This window comes from Aurantibacter crassamenti (assembly GCF_016811105.1).
Classification (GTDB): domain Bacteria; phylum Bacteroidota; class Bacteroidia; order Flavobacteriales; family Flavobacteriaceae; genus Aurantibacter_A; species Aurantibacter_A crassamenti.
Window position 1 is genome coordinate 979836 of record NZ_JAFBGM010000001.1, and the last position, 20605, is coordinate 1000440.

20 protein-coding genes are annotated in these 20605 nt (G+C 34.8%); 12 read left to right on the plus strand and 8 right to left on the minus strand.

The genetic code is table 11. The annotated features are described in order from the left end of the window. The first annotated feature begins 28 nt into the window (after positions 1-28). From dut to JQC67_RS04010, 5 genes are read left to right on the plus strand one after another with little or no spacing between them, the layout of a single operon-like run. Positions 29-463, plus strand: a complete 435-nt coding sequence (gene dut, locus JQC67_RS03990) for a dUTP diphosphatase (RefSeq protein ID WP_203251569.1) — start codon at positions 29-31, stop codon at positions 461-463. 52 nt (positions 464-515) lie between these two features. Continuing rightward, on the plus strand, positions 516-1454 hold the full coding sequence (locus JQC67_RS03995) for a tetratricopeptide repeat protein (RefSeq protein ID WP_203251570.1): 939 nt from the start codon (positions 516-518) through the stop codon (positions 1452-1454). A gap of 14 nt (positions 1455-1468) precedes the next feature. Continuing rightward, the gene (locus JQC67_RS04000) at positions 1469-2257 is read left to right on the plus strand and encodes a DUF4292 domain-containing protein (protein ID WP_203251571.1); all 789 of its coding nucleotides are present in this window, start codon (positions 1469-1471) and stop codon (positions 2255-2257) included. 40 nt (positions 2258-2297) lie between these two features. Then, positions 2298-3482 carry a murein hydrolase activator EnvC family protein gene (locus tag JQC67_RS04005; protein WP_238934464.1) on the plus strand — a complete coding sequence of 395 codons (1185 nt, stop codon included), beginning with the start codon at positions 2298-2300 and terminating at the stop codon, positions 3480-3482. A 12-nt stretch (positions 3483-3494) separates the two neighbouring features. Further along, positions 3495-4331, plus strand: coding sequence for an aldo/keto reductase (locus JQC67_RS04010; protein WP_203251573.1), 837 nt, complete (start codon positions 3495-3497; stop codon positions 4329-4331). Here the strand turns inward: JQC67_RS04010 and JQC67_RS04015 are convergent. Beyond that, positions 4328-4843 carry an acyl-CoA thioesterase gene (locus JQC67_RS04015; RefSeq protein WP_203251574.1) on the minus strand — a complete coding sequence of 172 codons (516 nt, stop codon included), beginning with the start codon at positions 4841-4843 and terminating at the stop codon, positions 4328-4330. The genes JQC67_RS04010 and JQC67_RS04015 overlap by 4 nt on opposite strands. Before the next feature lie 143 nt (positions 4844-4986). After that, positions 4987-5958: an HU domain-containing protein gene (locus JQC67_RS04020; protein ID WP_203251575.1), complete on the minus strand. Its 972-nt coding sequence runs from the start codon at positions 5956-5958 to the stop codon at positions 4987-4989. Positions 5959-6074: 116 nt separating this feature from the next. Between JQC67_RS04020 and dprA the strand changes: the two genes are divergently transcribed. Then, entirely contained in the window at positions 6075-7178 is a 1104-nt protein-coding gene (dprA, locus tag JQC67_RS04025; RefSeq protein ID WP_203251576.1) for a DNA-processing protein DprA, read from the plus strand. Between the two features lie 257 nt (positions 7179-7435). Beyond that, positions 7436-8182: an FKBP-type peptidyl-prolyl cis-trans isomerase gene (locus JQC67_RS19130; RefSeq protein ID WP_203251577.1), complete on the plus strand. Its 747-nt coding sequence runs from the start codon at positions 7436-7438 to the stop codon at positions 8180-8182. Between the two features lie 12 nt (positions 8183-8194). Here the strand turns inward: JQC67_RS19130 and trpS are convergent, their stop codons facing one another. Continuing rightward, a complete protein-coding gene (gene trpS / locus JQC67_RS04035; protein WP_203251578.1) occupies positions 8195-9163 on the minus strand; it encodes a tryptophan--tRNA ligase in 969 nt (322 codons plus the stop codon). A gap of 73 nt (positions 9164-9236) precedes the next feature. On the opposite strand from trpS, the gene JQC67_RS04040 reads away from it, so the two are divergent. Continuing rightward, a complete protein-coding gene (locus tag JQC67_RS04040; RefSeq protein WP_203251579.1) occupies positions 9237-9977 on the plus strand; it encodes a lysophospholipid acyltransferase family protein in 741 nt (246 codons plus the stop codon). A gap of 20 nt (positions 9978-9997) precedes the next feature. Here JQC67_RS04040 and JQC67_RS04045 read toward each other — a convergent pair whose 3' ends face one another. The 5 genes from JQC67_RS04045 to recA all read right to left on the minus strand — a co-directional run bounded on the left by JQC67_RS04045 (position 9998) and on the right by recA (position 14761). Next, a complete protein-coding gene (locus JQC67_RS04045) occupies positions 9998-10903 on the minus strand; it encodes a class I SAM-dependent methyltransferase (protein ID WP_203251580.1) in 906 nt (301 codons plus the stop codon). Between the two features lie 132 nt (positions 10904-11035). Beyond that, entirely contained in the window at positions 11036-12556 is a 1521-nt protein-coding gene (locus tag JQC67_RS04050) for an outer membrane beta-barrel protein (RefSeq protein WP_203251581.1), read from the minus strand. Positions 12557-12625: 69 nt separating this feature from the next. After that, positions 12626-13177 carry an RNA polymerase sigma factor gene (locus JQC67_RS04055; protein WP_203251582.1) on the minus strand — a complete coding sequence of 184 codons (552 nt, stop codon included), beginning with the start codon at positions 13175-13177 and terminating at the stop codon, positions 12626-12628. 45 nt (positions 13178-13222) lie between these two features. Continuing rightward, positions 13223-13636: a hypothetical protein gene (locus JQC67_RS04060; RefSeq protein ID WP_238934466.1), complete on the minus strand. Its 414-nt coding sequence runs from the start codon at positions 13634-13636 to the stop codon at positions 13223-13225. A 120-nt stretch (positions 13637-13756) separates the two neighbouring features. Continuing rightward, positions 13757-14761: a recombinase RecA gene (gene recA, locus JQC67_RS04065; protein WP_203251583.1), complete on the minus strand. Its 1005-nt coding sequence runs from the start codon at positions 14759-14761 to the stop codon at positions 13757-13759. A gap of 513 nt (positions 14762-15274) precedes the next feature. Here recA and trhO point away from each other — a divergent pair. The 4 genes from trhO to JQC67_RS04085 all read left to right on the plus strand — a co-directional run bounded on the left by trhO (position 15275) and on the right by JQC67_RS04085 (position 20602). Beyond that, entirely contained in the window at positions 15275-16306 is a 1032-nt protein-coding gene (trhO, locus tag JQC67_RS04070) for an oxygen-dependent tRNA uridine(34) hydroxylase TrhO (protein ID WP_203251584.1), read from the plus strand. A gap of 178 nt (positions 16307-16484) precedes the next feature. Continuing rightward, positions 16485-17774 (plus strand): PSP1 domain-containing protein, encoded by a 1290-nt coding sequence (locus JQC67_RS04075; protein WP_203251585.1) that lies wholly within the window; start codon positions 16485-16487, stop codon positions 17772-17774. Positions 17775-17799: 25 nt separating this feature from the next. Further along, entirely contained in the window at positions 17800-18255 is a 456-nt protein-coding gene (locus tag JQC67_RS04080; protein ID WP_317198353.1) for a gliding motility lipoprotein GldH, read from the plus strand. A gap of 1 nt (position 18256) precedes the next feature. Further along, positions 18257-20602: a penicillin-binding protein 1A gene (locus JQC67_RS04085; protein ID WP_203251587.1), complete on the plus strand. Its 2346-nt coding sequence runs from the start codon at positions 18257-18259 to the stop codon at positions 20600-20602. Positions 20603-20605: the final 3 nt, after the last annotated feature.

Consider the following 20605-nt stretch of genomic DNA (forward strand, 5'->3'; position numbering starts at 1 on the left):
ATAACCGATGATATATAAATACGAACAAATGAATATTAGAATAATAAATAAGTCTGCTCACGCTTTACCACATTACGAAACTGGTGCATCTGCGGGTATGGATTTACGAGCCAATATTACTACTGCACAAACGTTACAACCTTTAGAGCGTGCTATCATTAAAACAGGGTTGTTCATAGAGCTTCCTGTGGGCTTTGAAGCACAAGTACGTCCTAGAAGTGGTTTGGCTGCGAAAAAGGGAATTACGGTGCTTAATGCGCCAGGAACCGTTGATGCTGATTATAGAGGAGAAATTGGGGTAATTTTAGTTAATTTATCAAACGAACCTTTTACTATTGAAAATGGAGAACGCATTGCGCAATTAGTTATTGCAAAGCATGAACGTGCCGAGTTTATCGAAGTTGAAGAACTTTCTGAAACGGCTAGAGGTGAAGGTGGTTTTGGTAGTACTGGTGTGAAGTAGAGAATCTTAGTTTCGGTAAACTAATATGATTGAAAGATTTTAATTAGTCATAATGAAAAAGGCAACTTTTTATTTAATATGTGTTTTCGGATTCATCTCGATTCCACAGCTTATCTATGCCCAAGAAGAATCGCCTGATATTGATGTAGAAGAAAGTGCTGAAGTTTTTTTAGAAGAGTATTCAGATGCTTTTCAAGAGAATTTTTTCGAAGCCTTAAAACAAAAGGGAATCGAAAACTACGATAGGGCAATTAATTTGCTTTTAGAATGCAAACAGTTACAGCCCAATAATAGTGTGGTTGATTATGAATTAGCAAAAGCTTATCTCTTAAACATTGAATTTGTTGCAGGTCAAGAATATGCAATCATCGCAGTAAATTCAGAGCCTGATAATCTGTGGTATTTAAATACTTTAGTTACGTTGGTGCAAAAGCAAGGCAACACTATTGAAAGCATCAAATCTCAATTGTCTTTTTCAGATAAAAATTTAAAAGAGAATCTAGCTTTGATTTATTACAAGCAGAAAAAATATGAAAAGGCACTTGAAATACTAGGTCCGTTAGATGCTTCAACTTTTACAGAAGAACTTGAATCTAAAATTAATAGTGCTATTAAAAGAGTAGGTTCAAAGCCAAAATCTTCAGAAATAAAAAGTAAAAACACAGATGATAAGAATGTTTCAATAGCTTATAAATCTGAAATTGAAAGTTTAATTCTTGCGGATAGTAATACGCAGTTATTAAGCTTAAGTAAAGAAGCTCTAGACAATTATCCTTTACAACCTTATTTTTATTATGCTAACGGATTTTCCTTAATCAAAATAGGGAAGCATAAAGAGGCTATTGATGTGCTTGAAGCAGGGATTGATTATTTGTTAGATGATGATGAACTAGCAAATAAAATCTATTCTCAATTGGCTGAAGCATATACTGCAATAGGTAATTCAGTAAAGGCGAATATGTATCTTAGCAAAGTAAAACCCAGATTTTAATTTTTAAGTGATGTATGGTAATTGAATTGAAAAATAGAGTTGTACTATTTATTCTACTAATTATAGTGAGCTCATGCGGAACCAATAAATTAGCTACTGATGGCACTTTAAATAGTAAAATGTCTGCTAAAAATGTAATTAGACAGCATTATTTGAATCAGCTTGATTTCAAAACCTTGGCCGGAAAATTGAAAATAGATTATTCAGATGGCGATGGTTCTCAGGGTCTTACCGTTAGCTTAAGAATAGAAAAAGATAAAGCCATTTGGATTAGTGCACCTTTAGGAATTGTTAAAGCTTATATAACGCCAAATCGGGTTAGTTTTTATAATAAGCTAGATAATGAATATTTTGATGGTGATTTTTCTTATTTAAGTAATATTCTAGGAACAGAGCTTGATTTTGATAAAGTACAAAACTTGCTCTTGGGGCAAGCACTTTTCAATTTAAAGGCCGAAACATATATGGTATCTGTAGCTGATGAAAATTATCAGTTAAAGCCAAAAGATGTGGGTACTCTTTTTAAAACACTTTTTCAAATTGAGCCCAAGAATTTTAAAATGTCGGCGCAACAAATATCACAACCGCTTCGTAAAAGGCTGCTAGATATCAATTACAAAAATTATCAGAAAATCAACAAATGGATTTTACCCAACGAAATAAAAATTGTTGCCATTGAAAAAGATAATAGAAACGTAATTGATATTGCATACCGTAATATAGAGTTTGACCAAGAATTACGCTTTCCATATAAAATTCCAGATGGATTTAAAGAAATCGTCTTAACTAAGAATGACTTCTAAAAAAAGCAATATTATTTTTTGTTTTTTAGTGCTGTTTATTATGGCAGGCGCTCATGCGCAATCTACTGATCAACAAAATTTAGAAGCAAAGCGTGAGGCACTTCAAAAAGAAATAGAAGATATTAATCGTTTGCTTTTTGCGGAAAAAAAAGAACGTGGTAATGTTCTAGATCAGATGGAAGCGCTTGACAAAAAAATAAAAGTACGTCAAGAACTTATTGATGTAACAAACAAGCAAAGTAAGGCTTTGAATATTGAGATTAATGAGAATATTGAAAGTATTTCTATACTAAAGAAAGAGCTACAAGAGCGAAAAGACGAATACGCTTCACTTATTCAAAAGTCGTATCAGAGCAAAACGCAACAGAGTCGCTTAATGTTTTTATTATCATCAGAGAACTTTGTACAAGCTATGAAGCGGCTGCAGTATATAAAGCAGTACACTGATTATCGTAAATCACAAGGTTTGGCTATTTTGTCAAAAACCGATGAGTTGTCAGAAAGAAATCTTGCTCTTACCGAACAGCGAAAAAAAGCAGATCGATTGATTGCTGCCAACAAAAAAGCCAAAGGTGAGATTATGAAAGAGATAAAAGTTCAAAAAGAACTTTTGGCGAGTATTCGAAAAAATGAAAGTCAGTATGCGGCTGAGGTTCAGAAAAAGAAAAAGGAAACAAAGAAAATAGACCAACAAATAGAGGCTTTAATTCGTGCAGCTATTGTATCATCAAATGCAAAAAATGAAAAAGAAGGGAAGAAATCGGTTATCTCTAATAAATTTGTGCTAACACCAGAAGCTTCTTTAGTAGCTGATAATTTTGCAGCCAACAAAGGAAAGTTGATTTGGCCTGTAGATAAAGGTATTAAAAGTCAGGGTTTCGGAATTTATGAAGATGCGGTTTATCCTGAAATTAAGCACGAAAGTAACGGTGTAATTATTACCACAGAAGAAGGCACAAGGGCGCGAGCAATATTTCAAGGTGAAGTAATTGCTATAATGAGCGTTCCGGGCGGAAATAACGGCGTAACGCTTAAACACGGCAATTATATCAGCACGTATTACAATCTTTCGGTTTTATTTGTAAAGAAAGGTGATGTTGTTGCAGCTAAGACAGAATTGGGTAAAGTTGCAACCAATCGTTTAAATGGTCAAACGCGATTAAAGTTTTATCTTTATCAAGACACTGAAAAACTAAACCCAGAAGATTGGGTGTATCAACTATAAATTCGAGTAGAAATGGAAAATATCACAGATTTACAGGGCACTTTTGAACTGAATAATGGGGTCAAAATACCATATTTGGGCTTAGGCACATATCAGGCTGATAATGATAATGAGGTTATTAATGCAGTTAAATGTGCGTTAGATTTCGGTTATCGTCATCTTGATACGGCATCAGTTTACGCGAATGAAGAGGGAGTAGGAAAAGGAATTAAGGCGAGTTCTGTAGCTCGAGAAGATATTTTCGTTGTTAGTAAGGTGTGGAATAATGATCAAGGTTATGAAAGTACCTTAGAGGCTTTTGAGGCAACGCTTCAAAGATTAGATGTAGAATATCTTGATTTATATTTAATTCATTGGCCTGTAAAAGGAAAGTATAAAGATACGTGGCGAGCGCTCGAAAAATTATATCGTGAGAAACGAATTCGCGCAATTGGTGTTAGTAATTTTATGAAACATCATTTAGAAGATCTTATGCAAGATTCAGAGATTACCCCAATGGTTAATCAGGTAGAATTTCATCCATATTTGGTAAATCAAGATTTGGTAGATTTTTGTACTTCTAAAGGTATTCGATATGAAGCCTGGTCACCATTCATGCAAGGGAAGCTTTTTAAGCTAGATATTTGCAAAGAATTATCTGAAAAGTATGGAAAATCTCCTGCTCAAATCGTTTTACGATGGAATTTGCAAAAGGGAGTTGTGACTATTCCTAAGTCCGTTCATGAAGAACGAATTATTTCAAATGCAGATATTTTCGATTTTGAACTGAGCAAAGAAGATATTGCACAGTTAGATAATTTTGATAGAAACGAACGCATTGGTCCGGATCCTGACAATTTTGATTTTTAGTCAGCTGTAAATAGTGCTTTCAATTCGGTAGCTTCATTGGGTTTCATTTTATTGGCTAGTACAAGGCTTAATTGCTTTCTGCGTAAAGCGCCTTCAAAACGTTCTATTTCTAATGCAGTTTCAGGCACTAGTACGGGCACTTCTGTGGGCTTACCGGCTTCATCAACGGCAACAAACGTATAAATAGCTTCATTGGCTTTTGAGCGTTCGCCTGTGAACCGGTCTTCCATCCAAACATCAATATAAACTTCCATAGAAGTTCTAAATGCTCTGGAGACGGCTGCATCAACGGTAAGAACACTTCCTACAGGTACAGATTGATTAAACGCCACATGATTTACTGAGGCAGTTACAGTAATTCGTCTACTATGACGACGTGCTGCAATACTAGCCGCGCGATCCATACGTGCCAACAATTCACCTCCAAATAAATTATTTAAAGGATTTGTTTCACTTGGTAAAACCATATCGGTCATGGTTGTACGTGATTGGCTAGGATTCTTAGATTCCATGTGATTAATTTTAAAGGCAAAGATAATGGCTTAAAATAGAAAGCAGCTAAATAGCTTGGCTTTTAAGAGCTATAGATTTAATGATTAGGATTGCATTTTTTAAAGAAAGCTAACTCTTGAAAAGATAATTTTCAACCAATTAATTACTTAACAGACTTTAACCACGCATCTTTTGATTGCGTTCGTCTAATTTGCTGAAGATGATTTAAAGCTTCTTGCGGGTTTTTGAAGCTTTCATAAGTAACAATGTGTAAACCGAAGTCATTTGTGCCAAGATAGGCAGCGTTATAACCCCTGCGCTTTAATTGACGAATTTTTCGTTGCGCGTTTTTCTCAAATCGAAATGCACCCGCAATAATATGATGGGTTTTCTCAGGAGATTTTGGATCAAAACTCGGATTTATTACAGATTCAGCTTCCAATTCTAAAACTGGTAATTCAAGAGGTGAAGTATCAAAAAATGTTGCTTCTTGAATAGTTTTAGAAACTTGTACTTGTGCTTCTTCAAAGGCAACCTGCTTATTGTATTTCATTTCATTGAACGTACGGTAACCTGTAAATCCAACAGAAAGAGCTAACAAAAATATAGCGGCATATTTTAAATAAGGTCTAAAAGAAACCGTTTCACGTTGTTCTGGTGTGATGATAAAAGGTATTCTTTCTTCTAATTCTTGAACTTCTTCTTTTAAAACTTCTCGAGTAACAGGTGCGGCAACAAAAGTTGATAAACCGAAAGAAGAAGTGAGATAGTTTATTTTATCAGAAGGCTGAAACTGCATTTTCTGTTCGCTATTCAACCAAATAACGCCAATATTTTCTAATGTAATTCGATTGCCTTGTAATAAACTAGCTTTCCATTCATTGGCAGTTTCTGTCACCTTTTTTAACATGGCTTCATAACTCACGTTTTCGGCATTCGCCATATAAGAAACCAATAAACCGTCATTTGAAGTCAATTGATTATTGAATGAAAGAGTTTTAGAAGGCGGATAAAAGGTATTTGAAGTCTTATGAAGTCCAGCTGATTTTCTTTGGGTAAGAAAAGCGCCAAATTCAGGTACCACTACGCAATTGTAACGATATAAAAGTTCAGAAATATAGTGTTCTAGTACCATATATTGCAAATATCGAAAAATTATTGCGCCTCTCGTCACTCAAATTTGCTTTTTATTAACATTAAAAAAGGTGTATTTTGTGGATAACTAATTGCCAATAGTTTAGCGATTTTTTGATGAAAGAAAAAGAAATTATAGCGTTACTACGGTTACAACACGTACCAAATATTGGTGATGTTACTGCTAAAAAGTTGATTTCTTTTTGTGGAAGTGCGGGGGCAGTTTTTGACGAAAAGTTGCACAAACTTCAGAAAATTGATGGCGTAGGAAACTATAAATTAAAAGGTCTTTTTGATACAGAACACCTTGAGGCAGCCCAAGCGGAATATGAGTTTATTAAAAAGAATGAAATAGGGTGTGTGTACTTTATGGAGCCTAATTTTCCGACATATTTAAAGCACTGCATTGATGGGCCGATTATGCTTTTTAAGCGTGGAAACATTGATTTAAAACAGCAAAAACTAATTAGTATTGTTGGCACTAGAAAAATTACGAGTTATGGGATGGCTTTTTGCGAAGAGTTTATCGCGGCAATTGCACCCTTAAATCCAATTATTGTTAGTGGTTTTGCGTATGGAGTAGATATTTGTGCCCAGCGAGCTGCGGTAAAGCATGGTTTGCAAACTATTGGGTGTTTAGCGCATGGGTTAAATCAAATTTATCCGAAGGCGCATGCTAGGTATATGGCTGATGTTGAGAGAAACGGCGGGTTTTTTACTGAATTTTGGAGCACAAGTAACCCAGAAAGAGAAAATTTTTTAAAGCGCAATAGAATTATTGCAGGCATGAGTGAAGCAACAATAGTAATAGAATCTGCAGAAAAAGGAGGTAGTTTGGTAACAGCTGATATTGCAAATAGCTACAATAGAGATGTTTTTGCAGTTCCGGGACGAACCCATGATAAGTTTAGTGTTGGTTGTAATAATCTAATTAAACAACAAAAAGCTCAAATGTTGACTTCTGCGGCTGACTTAATTTATAATTTAGGATGGCAGCTAGAGAACAAAAAATCAAACGTAGTTCAAAAACAGTTATTCGTTGAATTAGATCCAGAAGAGAAATTAATCTATTCCTATTTACAGAAAGAAGGAAAACAACTGTTAGATGTAATTTCACTTGATTGCAAAATGCCAGTTTTTAGAGTCTCATCAACACTTTTAAATATGGAAATGAAAGGTGTTGTTAGACCACTACCCGGAAAACTCTTTGAGGCGATATAAATTTCGTCATAGTAACATGTTTTTAATGAAGCAAGACAATTTTCATACATACCACTGAGTCTGTAGTTTTTTATTTTATACTTTTCTCAAAGTAATTAGTGTATTTAGACGATGAAAGATTGGCTTGAATCGTCGTAATTATTGATTTTCAAGCGAAAATCTTCTTCTATAACAGACCGATTGGTTGGTTTTAACAAAATTATACTTTCACTTGAAATAGCTCAATTTTAACTATTTTCGCACGAAAATAATATCAAATGAATAAGGCAGTATACTTAATAATTGTATCACTATTGGTAAGTACTTTAGGGTTTTCTCAAAAGAAAAAAGAATTGATAGCACAAGTAGCGCAATTGAAAGCTAAAGCACTAGAAATGCAGCAAGAAGTTGATCAAATGAAAGCCGAAAAAGTAGTAGACCTGACTGATGAATTTCAGAATTTTAGTTACGCTTTTGGTGTAAGTATGGGTGGTACATTAAAAAACCTTGGCTTTGATTCGTTGTCATATAATTCATTTACAAGTGCTGTTGAAGATATTATGTTAGGGCAAGAAAAAATGACACCTGAAGCTGCTCAAGGATTAATTCAAGAAGCTATAGAAAAGGCAACAAAGGCAAAGGCTGCTGAAGGGGAGCTGTTTTTATCTGAAAATAAAAAAAATGCGAATATAGTTACAACGGCAAGTGGTCTACAATATGAAATCATAAAGAATGGTGATGGGCAAATTCCTGTAGCAACAGATGGGGTTCAAGTGCACTACACGGGTATGTTGATTGATGGAAAAGTATTTGATAGCTCTGTAGAGCGTGGCGAGCCCCTAAGTATTGGTGTAAACGGAGTAATTAAAGGTTGGACAGAGGCCTTGTTGTTAATGCCAGTTGGTTCAAAATGGAAATTGTTTATACCTCAAGAATTAGGTTATGGCGCTAGAGGTGCAGGTGGCGGTGAGATACCTCCTTATTCTACATTGATTTTTGAAGTGGAGTTATTAAGTATTGATTAAAATGCTATAAATTTAATAGCCAATTTTAGTTCGAACTCTTGAGAGTACGCCATCAGCAACAGTTCTAGCTTTTGCCGCTCCCAGTGCAAGAGCCTCGTCTATTTCATTTTTATTATTCATGTAGTAATCAAACTTTTCACGTGCGGCACCAAATTTATCCATAATAACCTCGTAAAGAGCTTGTTTGGCATGACCATAACCATAATTGCCATTCAAGTAATTTTGTCGCATTTCTTCAATTTGTGTCTCGTTGGCTAATAGTTTATACAAGGCAAATACATTGTCGTTTTCAGGATCCTTTGGGTCTTCCATGGGAGTGCTATCTGTTTTGATTCCCATAATCTGTTTCCTCAGTTTTTTGTCAGACTGAAAAAGATTGATAAGATTGCCTTTGCTCTTGCTCATTTTTTGCCCATCGGTACCGGGTATATATTTGTTCTCTTTATGAACTTCGCCTTCTGGCAAAACAAACGTTTCACCCATTTGTGCATGAAAACGAGAAGCTACATCTCTGGTGATTTCAATATGTTGTAATTGATCTTTCCCTACAGGAACTATTTCCGCATCATAAATAAGAATATCTGCGGCCATTAACATTGGATACATAAATAAACCAGCGTTTACATCTTCTAAGCGGCCTGCTTTATCTTTAAAAGAATGAGCAAGTGTTAATCTTTGATATGGAAAAAAACAGCTAAGATACCATGATAACTCTGCAACTTGTGGAACATCACTTTGGCGGTAGAAAACAGTATTTTCAATGTCGAGGCCGAAAGCTAACCATGTTGCAGCGGTTGCATAGGTGTTATTGCGCAATTGTTCACCATCTTTAATTTGGGTCATTGAATGCATATCTGCAATAAATAAGAAAGATTCAGTATTGGGTGCTGCTGCCATTTCAATTGCAGGCATAATTGCGCCAAGTATATTTCCTAAATGTGGTGTTCCGGTACTTTGAATTCCAGTTAAAATGCGTGCCATCAGTTAATTTTGAGATAGAGACAAAGGTAAAACAAATCGCAAATAACTCTATGAATTTGCTACTTTTGATTTCATGCTTCAGTTAATCAAAATTATTGGCTATTCGCTTTACCGTATTTGGTTTTATATTTTAGTGGCAGTACCAATTATACTTTTCTTTCCTTTTTTGCTGTTCTTTACTTTGAGTGAAAGCACATATCCGCAATTTTTTTGGATGGCTCGAAATTTGTGGGCACGTCCTATTTTGTACGGCATGGGTTGCCCGCCACAGGTTGCTAAAGAGGAAAAATTAGTGAAAGGTAAAAGTTATATGCTTGTAGCGAATCATACAAGTATGCTTGATATTATGTTGATGTTGCATTTGAGTAGAAATCCATTTGTTTTTGTTGGTAAAAAAGAGTTGGCTAAAATTCCACTTTTCGGTTTTTTCTTCAAAAGAGTATGTATAATGGTAGATCGCAATAATAGTGGTAGTAGAACAGGGGTTTACCGAAGAGCTCAAAAACGTTTAGCACAAGGTCTTAGTATTTGTATTTTTCCGGAAGGTGGTGTTCCAGAAGATGAAAGTATAGTGTTAGATACTTTTAAAGATGGTGCTTTTAAAATGGCAATTGCGCATAAAATTCCAATAGTACCCATCACCTTTTACGACAATAAAAAACGATTTTCATTTACCTTTTTAAGTGGTGGTCCTGGGCGAATCAGAGCAAAAATTCATCGCTTTGTTGAAACCGGAATTTTGGATGAATCTGATAAAGTAATGCTTCGAGAACAGGTGCGAACGGTTATTTTAAATGAGCTCAAAAGTATGTAGATAGGGATGCTTATTAGATTTTACTTTTTCCGCAACCATAAATTCCCACCTTTATTTTTATAGCTCAAAGGCATTTTTTCAAAGGCTGATTGGTGCATGGTGTGCATATAATGCGAAAACAAAAGAATTTCAAAATCTTGATTGTAGCTTAAAAATGCGCGGATGAGGTATAGTTCATTCCAATTTCGACCTTCGTAAACCCATTCTTTCGGATATTCAAAAGGGTAGAACATGTCATGAACGTGAATTATTACACCGGAAGCAAGGCTAGGTAAAATTTCAAATAGCTCGTAATTTACATCACTTCCGGTTTTAGAAATGTGACTACTATCAATAAAAAGAATATCGTTGGCCTGTAGTTTTTTAAATTCTTTTAGTGGTACAGATTGCACTCCAGAATCAAAAATAGTACAGTTTTTTTTATCGTTTTCCTTAAAAAGACTGTAAAGCAATTGCGGGTAGGGCTCAATAAAAGTCAAATCTATTTCTGGAGCAAATTGTTCTCTAGTGTCTAGCATGACAGAAGATGAAAACCCTGATCCTATTTCTATAATTTGATTGGGTTTATAATATCGAATCATAGAGTGCAATACAATTGCATCCGTATATGAGTATGTGCCATTTTTGTAGTAATAACGGTACTTGTCAGACTTTTCTACTGTAAATGGAATGTCGTTGTAATATTTTGATAAATCAGCTAGTAGCGTTTTTTGTTGTTCTGGTTGTAACTCAATTCCTTGTATGTCTTCGGGTAGATTCTTAGGCCAAATATTGTCTTCGTAACTGTCTAAATCGATTTTGGAAACAACTGGTGAATAAAAATGACCCAATCGAAATTTGTTTATTGGTTTTAGCTTTCTGAATTTAAGGAGTGTACGGGTGCTATTTAATAGAAAGTTAGAGAAGATTGGTTTTCTGCTTTTCATCAACTTGTTGGTTTTAAGGTGATGGAAAATACAATAATTAAATTCAGAAAAAATAAATGTTCTAGGAAGTAGGTGTCATTGGTCGAGCTACTTTGTTTAAAGTAGCTGTTATCAAGAATCGGCCATTATTTGTTAGAACTTAAAATTAAGTCCGCTATAAACACCAATAGAAAACGGATTAAAATTACCTGAAGTGTCAGAAAAAGTACCCAACTGATATTTAAAAACAGGTTCTACGTTGAATCTTACTTTTGGCGTGAATTTGTAGTTAAGACCGAAACCGACATTAGTACTAAAATTCATGTTGTTCAAGTTGTTGGCTTCGCCCAATTCAATAATTTCATCTGAACCATTTAAGGCAACAGAATTATTAGTCAAAAACAAGGTGCTTACACCGCCTATTACGTTTACGCCAAAACGATTTTCAATGATTGCATAATCTAGTTCAACAGGAACCTCTATATACCCAAATTCTTGAGCCATTACTCCATTTCTTGAGATGTTATTCGCAATAACGTCTGAAGATCTGTTTGCTAAACTTGAAATATTCTCTGACTTATTTCCCACTACAACATTTTCTGCTGATTGGGTATAATTCACATTGTTCAGACGGCTAGACAATGAGCCTTGTAATGATGCTGAAAATTCTACTTCATTGGTGTTGTAACCATAATTTACTTTATTCACTCCGGTACGAACACTCAATTTATGAGAGACGTTGTAAGCAACAGAAAGGCCATAACTCATGTTAACTGCGCCCGATTTAGAGTTTGAATTAAAAGAAGGGTCGATTGAAGATCCTTCACCAAAAGAGTTAAAGTAAACGGGAGCTAAGTTTGCACCAACTGACCATTTGCTTGTAGAATTCTCAGCCAGAGCTTCTTCTTCATCTTCAGTTTGTTTCTCAATTTCGTCAAAAATTGATTTCTTCTGACCATCAATAGAATTTTCCTCTTGTTTGTCGTCTTCAGGCAAACTTGCTACACCTTCTTCAATAGAACTGCTGCCGTTCAAAAGTTCATTAGATGAATTCTTTTTTGCTTCAGTTTTTAAGTTTTCTTCTGATTTATCGACCATATTATTTTTTGCAATTGCATCGTTTGAATCAATGTTATTGGCGTAAGTGTTTTTAGTGCTAGTTCTATCAATAGATGCATTTTGATCACTTGTTTTTTCTGAATTTGCCGTTGCAAATTGTGAGGCTTTAGCTTCTGACTCTTTTGTTGTAATAAAATCTTGTTGTTTAGTATTCTGACTTGCAATTGTATTGTCAGATTCTTGATTTTCATCAGAATAAGTCTCTGACTTTATTTCTGAAGCATCAGTGTTTACAATTTCAATTTGGTCTTCTTTTGACTCTTCAAATTGAATTGTTTTTGTAGCCTCTTCTTTTGTAGTATTTTGAGGATTAACATTTTCTGTATCAGTAATAACTGGCGTAACTGTATTTTTATCATCCAATGAATTAAATACTGTAAAAAGCACAGCAATTAGGGCTGCAGCGCCAGATAGTTTCCACCAAAACGGAATTACTTTGCGTGATTTTTTCTTGTCTAACGAATCTGAAATTGAATTCCAGACACGATTTTCGGGTATTTCATTAAAGTCTTTCAACTTCTTTTGAAATAGATTATCAATATTTTTTTTGCTCATTTTGCAATGAATTAGTTTGTGTTTTTCTTAATTGAAATGCCGGTTGAGAACATTTCAATACAATTTGAACTAGCCAATTATCAAAATTCCGATAATTGCCTTTGCAATTTCTGTTTCTATTCTTTCTTTTAATATCACTCTTGCTCTCGCAAGGTTTGATTTTGATGTTCCGGTTGATGTGCCTAATAATGAACTTATTTCTTTATGTGAGTATCCGTCTAATACATAAAGATTGAATGTTAATCTATATTTATTGGGCAACTCTTGTATGTACTGCAATAGCGTTTCAAGCGGTATATTTGAATACTCAGAGTCAACTTCAACAACTTCTTCTGCATTATCAGAAACAATATTTAAATGTTCTTCTTTTCGGTATTTCTGAAGTACAGTATTTACAGTTATCCTTTTCAGCCATCCTTCAAATGAGCCCTGAGCTTTGAATTGCCCAATTTTTTCATAAATAGTCATAAAGCTGTCGTGTAAATTGTCTTCAGCCTCTGTTTTATTACGCGAATACTTAAGACATATACCGAACAGTATACCAGAGTATTGCCGGTATAATTGCTCTTGGGCTTGTCTGTTGCCTTTTTTACAATTATCTATGAGTACTTTCAGACTCAAATTTGCTAGTATTGGTAAGGTCGTATTCGTCGAAATGTTTTCCGACTAATTTACAGGAACCTCAATTTCTAAAAATTGCGCTTCACCTTCGGTGTTTTGGCCTTGCCAAAATTTAAAAAGGTAGTCTTGGTCATGAACTACTTTAAATAAAAAGCTCTCTTCGTGATTTGTAACGGCCTGATCACATTGTTTGTCAATATTTCTTGAGCCAATTGCAAAAACTTCTCTTATGGTTGTGTCTTTTTGAGTAACATCAAAGCCTTCAAAATAAGTACAGCCATCCGGAGCTGAATATATAACTTTTACTTCATAAGTGTTGCCAAGTGAAAATGATTCTGGCAATTCTACTTCTGATATTTGTAAAGCCTTAAATTCAATGGTGTCATTTTCATCCTTAGAACATGAAGCAGTAGTTAAGCCTATTGCAACCAGCAAGATGAATACATACATCTTCTTCATAACATAGTATTTTATGTTATAAGATGAAAATATAAGTGTTTGGTTGCGTTTTGAATAGAATTTCTAAGCACTCTTTTTTAATTAAGAGTGCTTAGTATTAATTATGTGTAGTAAATTGTATTAGGCAAGTGCGCTAATAGCTTCTTTTATTTTTCCTTCAAGCTCATCCATAAGTTCAGGATTATCGCCTAATAAAGCCTTAACAGCATCACGGCCTTGACCTAGTTTGGTGTCGCCATAGCTAAACCAAGAACCACTTTTCTTGACAATTTCGAATTCCACCCCAAGGTCAATTATTTCACCTAGTTTAGAAATTCCTTTACCATACATGATGTCAAACTCAGTAGTTTTAAAAGGAGGCGCAATTTTATTTTTAACAACCTTTACTCTAGTCTTGTTACCTAATACTCCACCGTCAGTATTCTTAATTTGTGTAGATCTTCTGATGTCTAAACGAACTGATGCGTAAAATTTTAAAGCATTACCACCAGTTGTTGTTTCAGGGTTACCGAACATTACACCAATTTTTTCACGCAATTGGTTAATGAATATAACTGTGCAATTTGTTTTGCTTATTGAACCCGTTAATTTTCTTAATGCTTGAGACATTAAACGCGCATGCAAGCCCATTTTTGAATCTCCCATTTCACCTTCAATTTCACTTTTAGGTGTTAAAGCCGCAACAGAATCAATAATTACAATATCAATTGCGCCTGACCGAATTAGGTTGTCAGCAATTTCTAATGCCTGTTCACCATTATCTGGTTGAGATATAATTAGATTATCTATATCTACACCTAGATTTTGTGCATAAAAACGATCGAAGGCATGTTCTGCATCAATAAAAGCAGCGATGCCACCATTTTTTTGAGCTTCAGCAATTGCGTGTAAAGTCAAGGTTGTTTTACCTGATGATTCAGGACCGTAAATTTCTATAACTCTTCCGCGTGGGTAACCACCTACTCCGAGAGCTATATCTAAACCTAAAGAGCCAGATGAAATCACCTCTACGTCTTCAACAACTTTATCTCCCATTTTCATGACAGCACCTTTTCCGTAGGTTTTGTCAAGTTTGTCTAATGTTAGTTTTAGGGCTTTTAGTTTTGCTTCTTTCTCGTTGCTCATAGATTTTCATTTTGTGGAAGGCTAAAATACTACATCTTTTGGCACAATGCTACCGCATAGAAGGCATTATCTAAAAAGTTATTCACCTCTTTTGTGTTTTACTTCGATTTTCAATTTTTTTTATAGGCAATTGAAGTAGAATTAAATCAATTAATTCATTTTGACGCAACCTTTTCTATATTATGGTATCTATAATTTGAACTAACTCAAACTTTCATTGTATTGATAGATGTCTTAATTTCTATTTAGTTGGCTTTAAAAGAGGTCAAATAGCTAAAGCCAGAATCGATATGTACGTACAATGAGCAATGGTGGTCATTTTCCCTTTTGCAATTTAGTATATGAAAAAGAAAACATTAAAAGGGGTGACCAAAAAGAGTCTTGATAATATCAAGGCTCTTTTTTTATTCAACCAATTTCAGGCTTAAAATTTAGGGTTTTCTTACGCTTATTTTATCTTTGACGAGTCTTAACGGCAAAAATATATTCTTTAACTTAATAAATTAGTATAGCATGCAACTGTACAATACGTTAAGTGCAAAAGAAAGAGCAACGCTTATTGAAGAGGCGGGTTTAGAGCGTCTTACAATCTCTTTCTATCAATATGCACACATCGGCAACACGTCGATCTTCAGAGATCATCTATTTATTCAATGGAATGCACTTGATGTTTTAGGCCGAATTTATGTTGCTCATGAGGGTATTAACGCTCAGCTTTCGGTACCAGCTACTAATTTTGAGTCTTTTAAAAAACATTTAGATAGCATTTCATTTTTAGAAAATGTTCGTTTGAATATTGCTATCGAACAAGACAACAAATCTTTTTTAAAGTTGAAGGTTAAAGTGCGCAATAAAATTGTTGCTGACGGATTGAACGACAATACTTTTGATGTTACCAATAAAGGTATTCATGTAGGTGCAGAACAGTTCAATGAATTAATTGAAGACCCAGATACTATTTTGGTTGATATGAGAAATCATTATGAAAGCGAAATAGGTCATTTTAAAAATGCCATTACTCCTGATGTTGATACTTTTCGTGATTCATTAGATGAAATTGAAAATGATTTAGCAGAACATAAAGAAGATAAAAAACTAGTAATGTATTGTACTGGTGGTATTCGATGTGAAAAAGCCAGTGCCTACTATAAACATAAGGGTTTTAAGCAAGTTTATCAGTTAGAAGGCGGTATCATTGATTATACAAGGCAGGTAAATAATAAGGGATTAGAAAATAAATTTATAGGAAAGAATTTTGTTTTTGATCATCGTCGGGGCGAGCGTATTTCTGATGATGTTATATCAAAATGTCATCAATGTGGAGCTTCTTGTGACACCCATGTGAATTGTGCAAACGAGGCCTGTCATCTCTTGTTTATTCAGTGTGATTCTTGTGCAAATAAGATGAATGAATGTTGTTCAGATCAATGTAAAGAGGTGCATGCTTTACCTTTTGAAGAGCAGAAAAAATTAAGAAAGGGTAAAGGAGCTAGTAATAAAATATTTAAAAAAGGAAGGTCAGAAGTTCTAAAATTTAAAAAATAGTCAATAGAATAAAAATAGAACTTAATATGTCGTTTGCTAAAATATTTGGGCAAACAGCAATTCGCACAAATTAACTTACTTCATAGCGCGTTAAAAAATCATTACCTTTACGTTTGAGATAAAGTATGAACCTTTGCGCGAAAAAATCTTTCGATTTTTCGCAATCAAGATATAAAATATGGGTTGTAGTAGTTGTGCGACCGGTAGCGACGGGCAACCTCGTGGATGCAAGAACAATGGTACTTGCGGCTCTGATGGTTGTAATAAATTGACAGTATTTGATTGGCTTTCAAACATGGCGCCCGCAGGCGGAACTAAATTGTTTGATTGTGTAGAAGTACGTTTTAAAAACAGTAGAAAAGAATTCTTCCGTAATACTGAAAATCTTTCATTATCAATTGGTGATATTGTTGCTTCTCAGGCCGAATCAGGTCATGATATTGGAATGGTTACTTTGGTTGGTGAACTTGTAAAAGTTCAAATGAAACGTAAAAAGGTAGACCACAAAGACAAAGAGCTTCCTAAAGTATATAGAAAAGCCTCTCAAGGCGATATTGATAAATGGCAAAAATGCCGTGACCGTGAAGAAGAGATTAAGAAAAGAGCCCGTGAAATGGCAATTATCTTAAAGCTTCAGATGAAAATTTCAGATGTTGAATTTCAAGGTGATGGTTCTAAAGCAACGTTTTATTATACGGCTGATGAACGCGTAGATTTTCGTCAATTGATAAAAGATATGGCTAAAGCTTTCGGTATTCGTATTGAAATGCGCCAAATAGGATATCGACAAGAAGCACAACGTTTAGGTGGTATTGGGTCTTGTGGCCGTGAACTTTGTTGCTCAACATGGCTTACAGATTTTAGGTCGGTAAGTACTTCTGCAGCTCGTTTTCAGCAGCTTTCATTGAATCCGCAAAAATTAGCTGGCCAATGTGGAAAGTTAAAATGTTGTTTGAATTATGAACTTGATTTGTATCTAGATGCATTAAAAGATTTCCCTTCTCAAGATACCAAGTTGCAAACCGAAAAAGGAATTGCCTTTTGTCAAAAAACAGATATTTTTAAGGAGACATTATGGTTTTCGTATAAGGACGAACCAGCCAATTGGCATACACTTTCAAAAGATCAAGTAATTGAGATTTTGGAGAAGAATAAGAAGAAAGAAAAAGTTGCAAGCCTAGAAGAATATGCTGTAGAAAATATCGTTGAAGAAAAAGTGGTATTTGAAAATGTGGTTGGGCAAGATAGTCTTACTCGTTTTGATAGGCCGAAAAAATCTGGCAATCGAAATAAGAACCGAAAAAGAAAGCCTGCGAATAAAAATCAGCATGCTAACAAGCCACAATCCAACAAAGGTCAACGAAACAATAGCGCTAAGCAAGGTGATAATGCTAACAAGAGTTCTACCCCCAATGCCAACAATAAGAAAAGAAGAAATAACAAAAAAAGAAGGCCAAAAGATGCTTAGGTTGCTAGTCTTTAGTTTTATTTTCGTGATATTACATTCTTGTAATACGGCTACGGTTAAATCAGATTTTAAGAGCACCCAAAATGGTAGTTGGCCGAAAGATAGTATTGTTGAGTATACTTTTTCAGGCCTAGATTCTACAGCGCAATACAATATGTTTATCAATATTAGAAACGATCAGACATTTGCCTATAATAATTTGTTTTTGATAGCAGAATTGAATTTTCCTAGTGGTGAAAGTGTTAGAGATACTTTAGAATATGAAATGACAATGCCTGATGGTACATGGCTAGGTAAAGGTTATGGTAGCATAAAAGAAAATAAATTATGGTATAAAGAAGACATCGTTTTTCCAACTTCAGGCGTATATACCTTACAGTTATCACATGCAATGAGAGCCAATGGTGCAGTTGAAGGGGTTGTCAATCTTGAGGGTATCACAGATGTAGGTTTTGAAATAGAAAAAAGTATATCGAATTAACATGGCAAAAGCAGCTAAAAAAAAACAGCCCAACAATTTTTTCAAATTCATCAAGTGGTTTTGGATTTTGTTTATTTCAGGTGTCGCATTAGTCGCACTTGTTTTTCTTAGTGCCTCATGGGGCTTTTTTGGTGATATGCCAGACTACCAGTATTTAGAAAATCCACAAACAAATTTAGCATCTCAAATTATTTCTTCCGATGGCGACTTATTGGGTAAATTCTATTTAGACGATAATAGAACCCCAGTAAATTATGAAGATTTGCCTGAGAATTTGGTAAATACATTATTATCAAGTGAAGATATTCGGTTTAGAGAACATTCAGGTATTGATTGGTACGGAACTTTGAGGGCGGCATTTTTTCTAGGAAAAAGGGGAGGCGCAAGTACTATATCACAACAATTGGCACGTCAACTTTTTGTAGGTGTACGGTCGAGAAATAAGTTTGAAACATTAAAGCAGAAAGCTAAAGAGTGGGTTTTAGCAACTCGTTTAGAAACAAGCTACACCAAAGAAGAAATCATAAAAATGTATTTGAATAACTATGATTTCGGAAATAATGCAGACGGAATTCGTTCTGCATCTAGAATATATTTTGGTAAAGAGCCAATGCAATTGAAAATTGAGGAATCTGCCATGCTCGTAGGTATGTTACAGAACTCATCTTATTTTAATCCATTAAGGCGGCCAGAACAGACGCTTAACAAAAGAAATATAGTTATATCTCAATTAGCACGATATGATTTTATTACAGAGAGTCAGAAAGATTCGCTTCAGGCTCTTGAAATGAATATCAATTACAATCCTGAATCACATAGTGCAGGAATTGCTACATATTTCAGAATGAATTTACAACGATTTATGAATCGTTGGATAGCTAAAAACCCTAAGCCAGCAATGGAAGGTGAGCGAGACAAGTGGAATTTGTATTTAGATGGTTTAAAAATCTATACCACCATAGATTCTAGAATGCAACAAAACGCAGAAGACGCTGTTTCAGCTCACATGGCAAAACTACAAGCCGAATTCTTTCATCAGAATACACCAGATCGAAATAAAACAGCTCCATTTTTAGATGTAGAAGAAGAAGAGATTGATAAAATTTTGAATCAAGCAATGAAAACTTCAGATAGATGGCGTATGATGAAAGACGCTGGTAAATCTGAAGCAGATATTAGAGCATCGTTTGATGTAAAAACTGAAATGACCGTTTTTGATTGGAAGAGTGAGACACGCGAGAAAGATACCATTTTGACTCCGATGGATTCTATCCGTTATTACAAAGCATTTTTACGAACGGCAATGATGTCAATGGAGCCACAAACTGGTCATGTAAAAGCATGGGTAGGTGGTATTGATTACAAACATTTTCAATATGATAATGTCATACAAGGTACACGTCAAGCGGGATCAACTTTTAAACCATTTGTTTATGCAGCCGCAATAGATCAATTACGTTTGTCACCTTGTTATGAGTTGCCAGATACACAATATTGTATTGAAGCGGGTAAGCATGGTAATATGGAGGCTTGGTGTCCTAAAAATTCTGAAGGAAGGTATTCAGGTAATATGTATACGCTTAAAGAAGGTTTAGCTAATTCTAAGAATACCATTACGGCTCAATTGATGGATAGAGTAGGTCCTAAATCTGTAGTGTCTATAGTTAAGAATTTGGGTGTAACAAGAGATATTCTTGAAGTACCTGCAATTGCGTTAGGTACAGCTGAGGTAAATGTATATGAAATGGTAGGGGCTTATGGTGCGTTTGCAAATCAAGGTGTTTATGTGAAGCCTGTGATGGTTACACGTATTGAAGATAAAAACGGAACTGTACTTTATGAATATGTGCCTGAAACAAAAGATGTTTTAAGTAAAGATGTGGCTTATGCGATGGTTGATTTAATGAAGGGTGTTACCCAAGGTGGATCAGGAACCCGTTTGCGTACTACCGGAGTAAATAAATGGAAAAAAGAGTATGATGAAATCATAACTGGATATCCATACGCATTTACAAATCCAATTGCTGGTAAAACAGGAACTACGCAAAACAATAGCGATGGTTGGTTTATGGGCATGGTTCCCAACTTAGTTACTGGTGTATGGGTTGGTGGTGACGATCGATCAATACATTTCAAAACTATTACCTATGGTCAGGGGGCTTCAATGGCACTTCCGATTTGGGGTTTATACATGAAAGAGAACTATAAGAATAAAGATTTAGGCATTTCTGAAGAAGATTTTGAAAGGCCAGACAATCTTTCTATTGAGGTTGACTGTTCAAAAGTAGTTAATGAGCAAACAGAAGATAATCAACCCGATGAAGAGCTAGAAGATTTAGATTTCTAGTTA

Bases quoted from the DNA above. Each gene is read 5' to 3' on its own strand.
- JQC67_RS04040 (WP_203251579.1), top strand. From the start codon at position 9,237: ATGCTTCAGTTAATCAAAATTATTGGCTATTCGCTTTACCGTATTTGG.
- dut (WP_203251569.1), top strand. From the start codon at position 29: ATGAATATTAGAATAATAAATAAGTCTGCTCACGCTTTACCACATTAC.
- JQC67_RS04085 (WP_203251587.1), top strand. From the start codon at position 18,257: ATGGCAAAAGCAGCTAAAAAAAAACAGCCCAACAATTTTTTCAAATTC.
- JQC67_RS04010 (WP_203251573.1), top strand. From the start codon at position 3,495: ATGGAAAATATCACAGATTTACAGGGCACTTTTGAACTGAATAATGGG.
- recA (WP_203251583.1), bottom strand. From the start codon at position 14,761: ATGAGCAACGAGAAAGAAGCAAAACTAAAAGCCCTAAAACTAACATTA.
- JQC67_RS04045 (WP_203251580.1), bottom strand. From the start codon at position 10,903: ATGAAAAGCAGAAAACCAATCTTCTCTAACTTTCTATTAAATAGCACC.
- dprA (WP_203251576.1), top strand. From the start codon at position 6,075: ATGAAAGAAAAAGAAATTATAGCGTTACTACGGTTACAACACGTACCA.
- JQC67_RS04020 (WP_203251575.1), bottom strand. From the start codon at position 5,958: ATGGTACTAGAACACTATATTTCTGAACTTTTATATCGTTACAATTGC.
- JQC67_RS04075 (WP_203251585.1), top strand. From the start codon at position 16,485: ATGGGTTGTAGTAGTTGTGCGACCGGTAGCGACGGGCAACCTCGTGGA.
- trhO (WP_203251584.1), top strand. From the start codon at position 15,275: ATGCAACTGTACAATACGTTAAGTGCAAAAGAAAGAGCAACGCTTATT.
- JQC67_RS04050 (WP_203251581.1), bottom strand. From the start codon at position 12,556: ATGAGCAAAAAAAATATTGATAATCTATTTCAAAAGAAGTTGAAAGAC.
- JQC67_RS04060 (WP_238934466.1), bottom strand. From the start codon at position 13,636: ATGAAGAAGATGTATGTATTCATCTTGCTGGTTGCAATAGGCTTAACT.
- JQC67_RS03995 (WP_203251570.1), top strand. From the start codon at position 516: ATGAAAAAGGCAACTTTTTATTTAATATGTGTTTTCGGATTCATCTCG.
- JQC67_RS19130 (WP_203251577.1), top strand. From the start codon at position 7,436: ATGAATAAGGCAGTATACTTAATAATTGTATCACTATTGGTAAGTACT.
- trpS (WP_203251578.1), bottom strand. From the start codon at position 9,163: ATGGCACGCATTTTAACTGGAATTCAAAGTACCGGAACACCACATTTA.
- JQC67_RS04000 (WP_203251571.1), top strand. From the start codon at position 1,469: ATGGTAATTGAATTGAAAAATAGAGTTGTACTATTTATTCTACTAATT.
- JQC67_RS04005 (WP_238934464.1), top strand. From the start codon at position 2,298: ATGGCAGGCGCTCATGCGCAATCTACTGATCAACAAAATTTAGAAGCA.
- JQC67_RS04015 (WP_203251574.1), bottom strand. From the start codon at position 4,843: ATGGAATCTAAGAATCCTAGCCAATCACGTACAACCATGACCGATATG.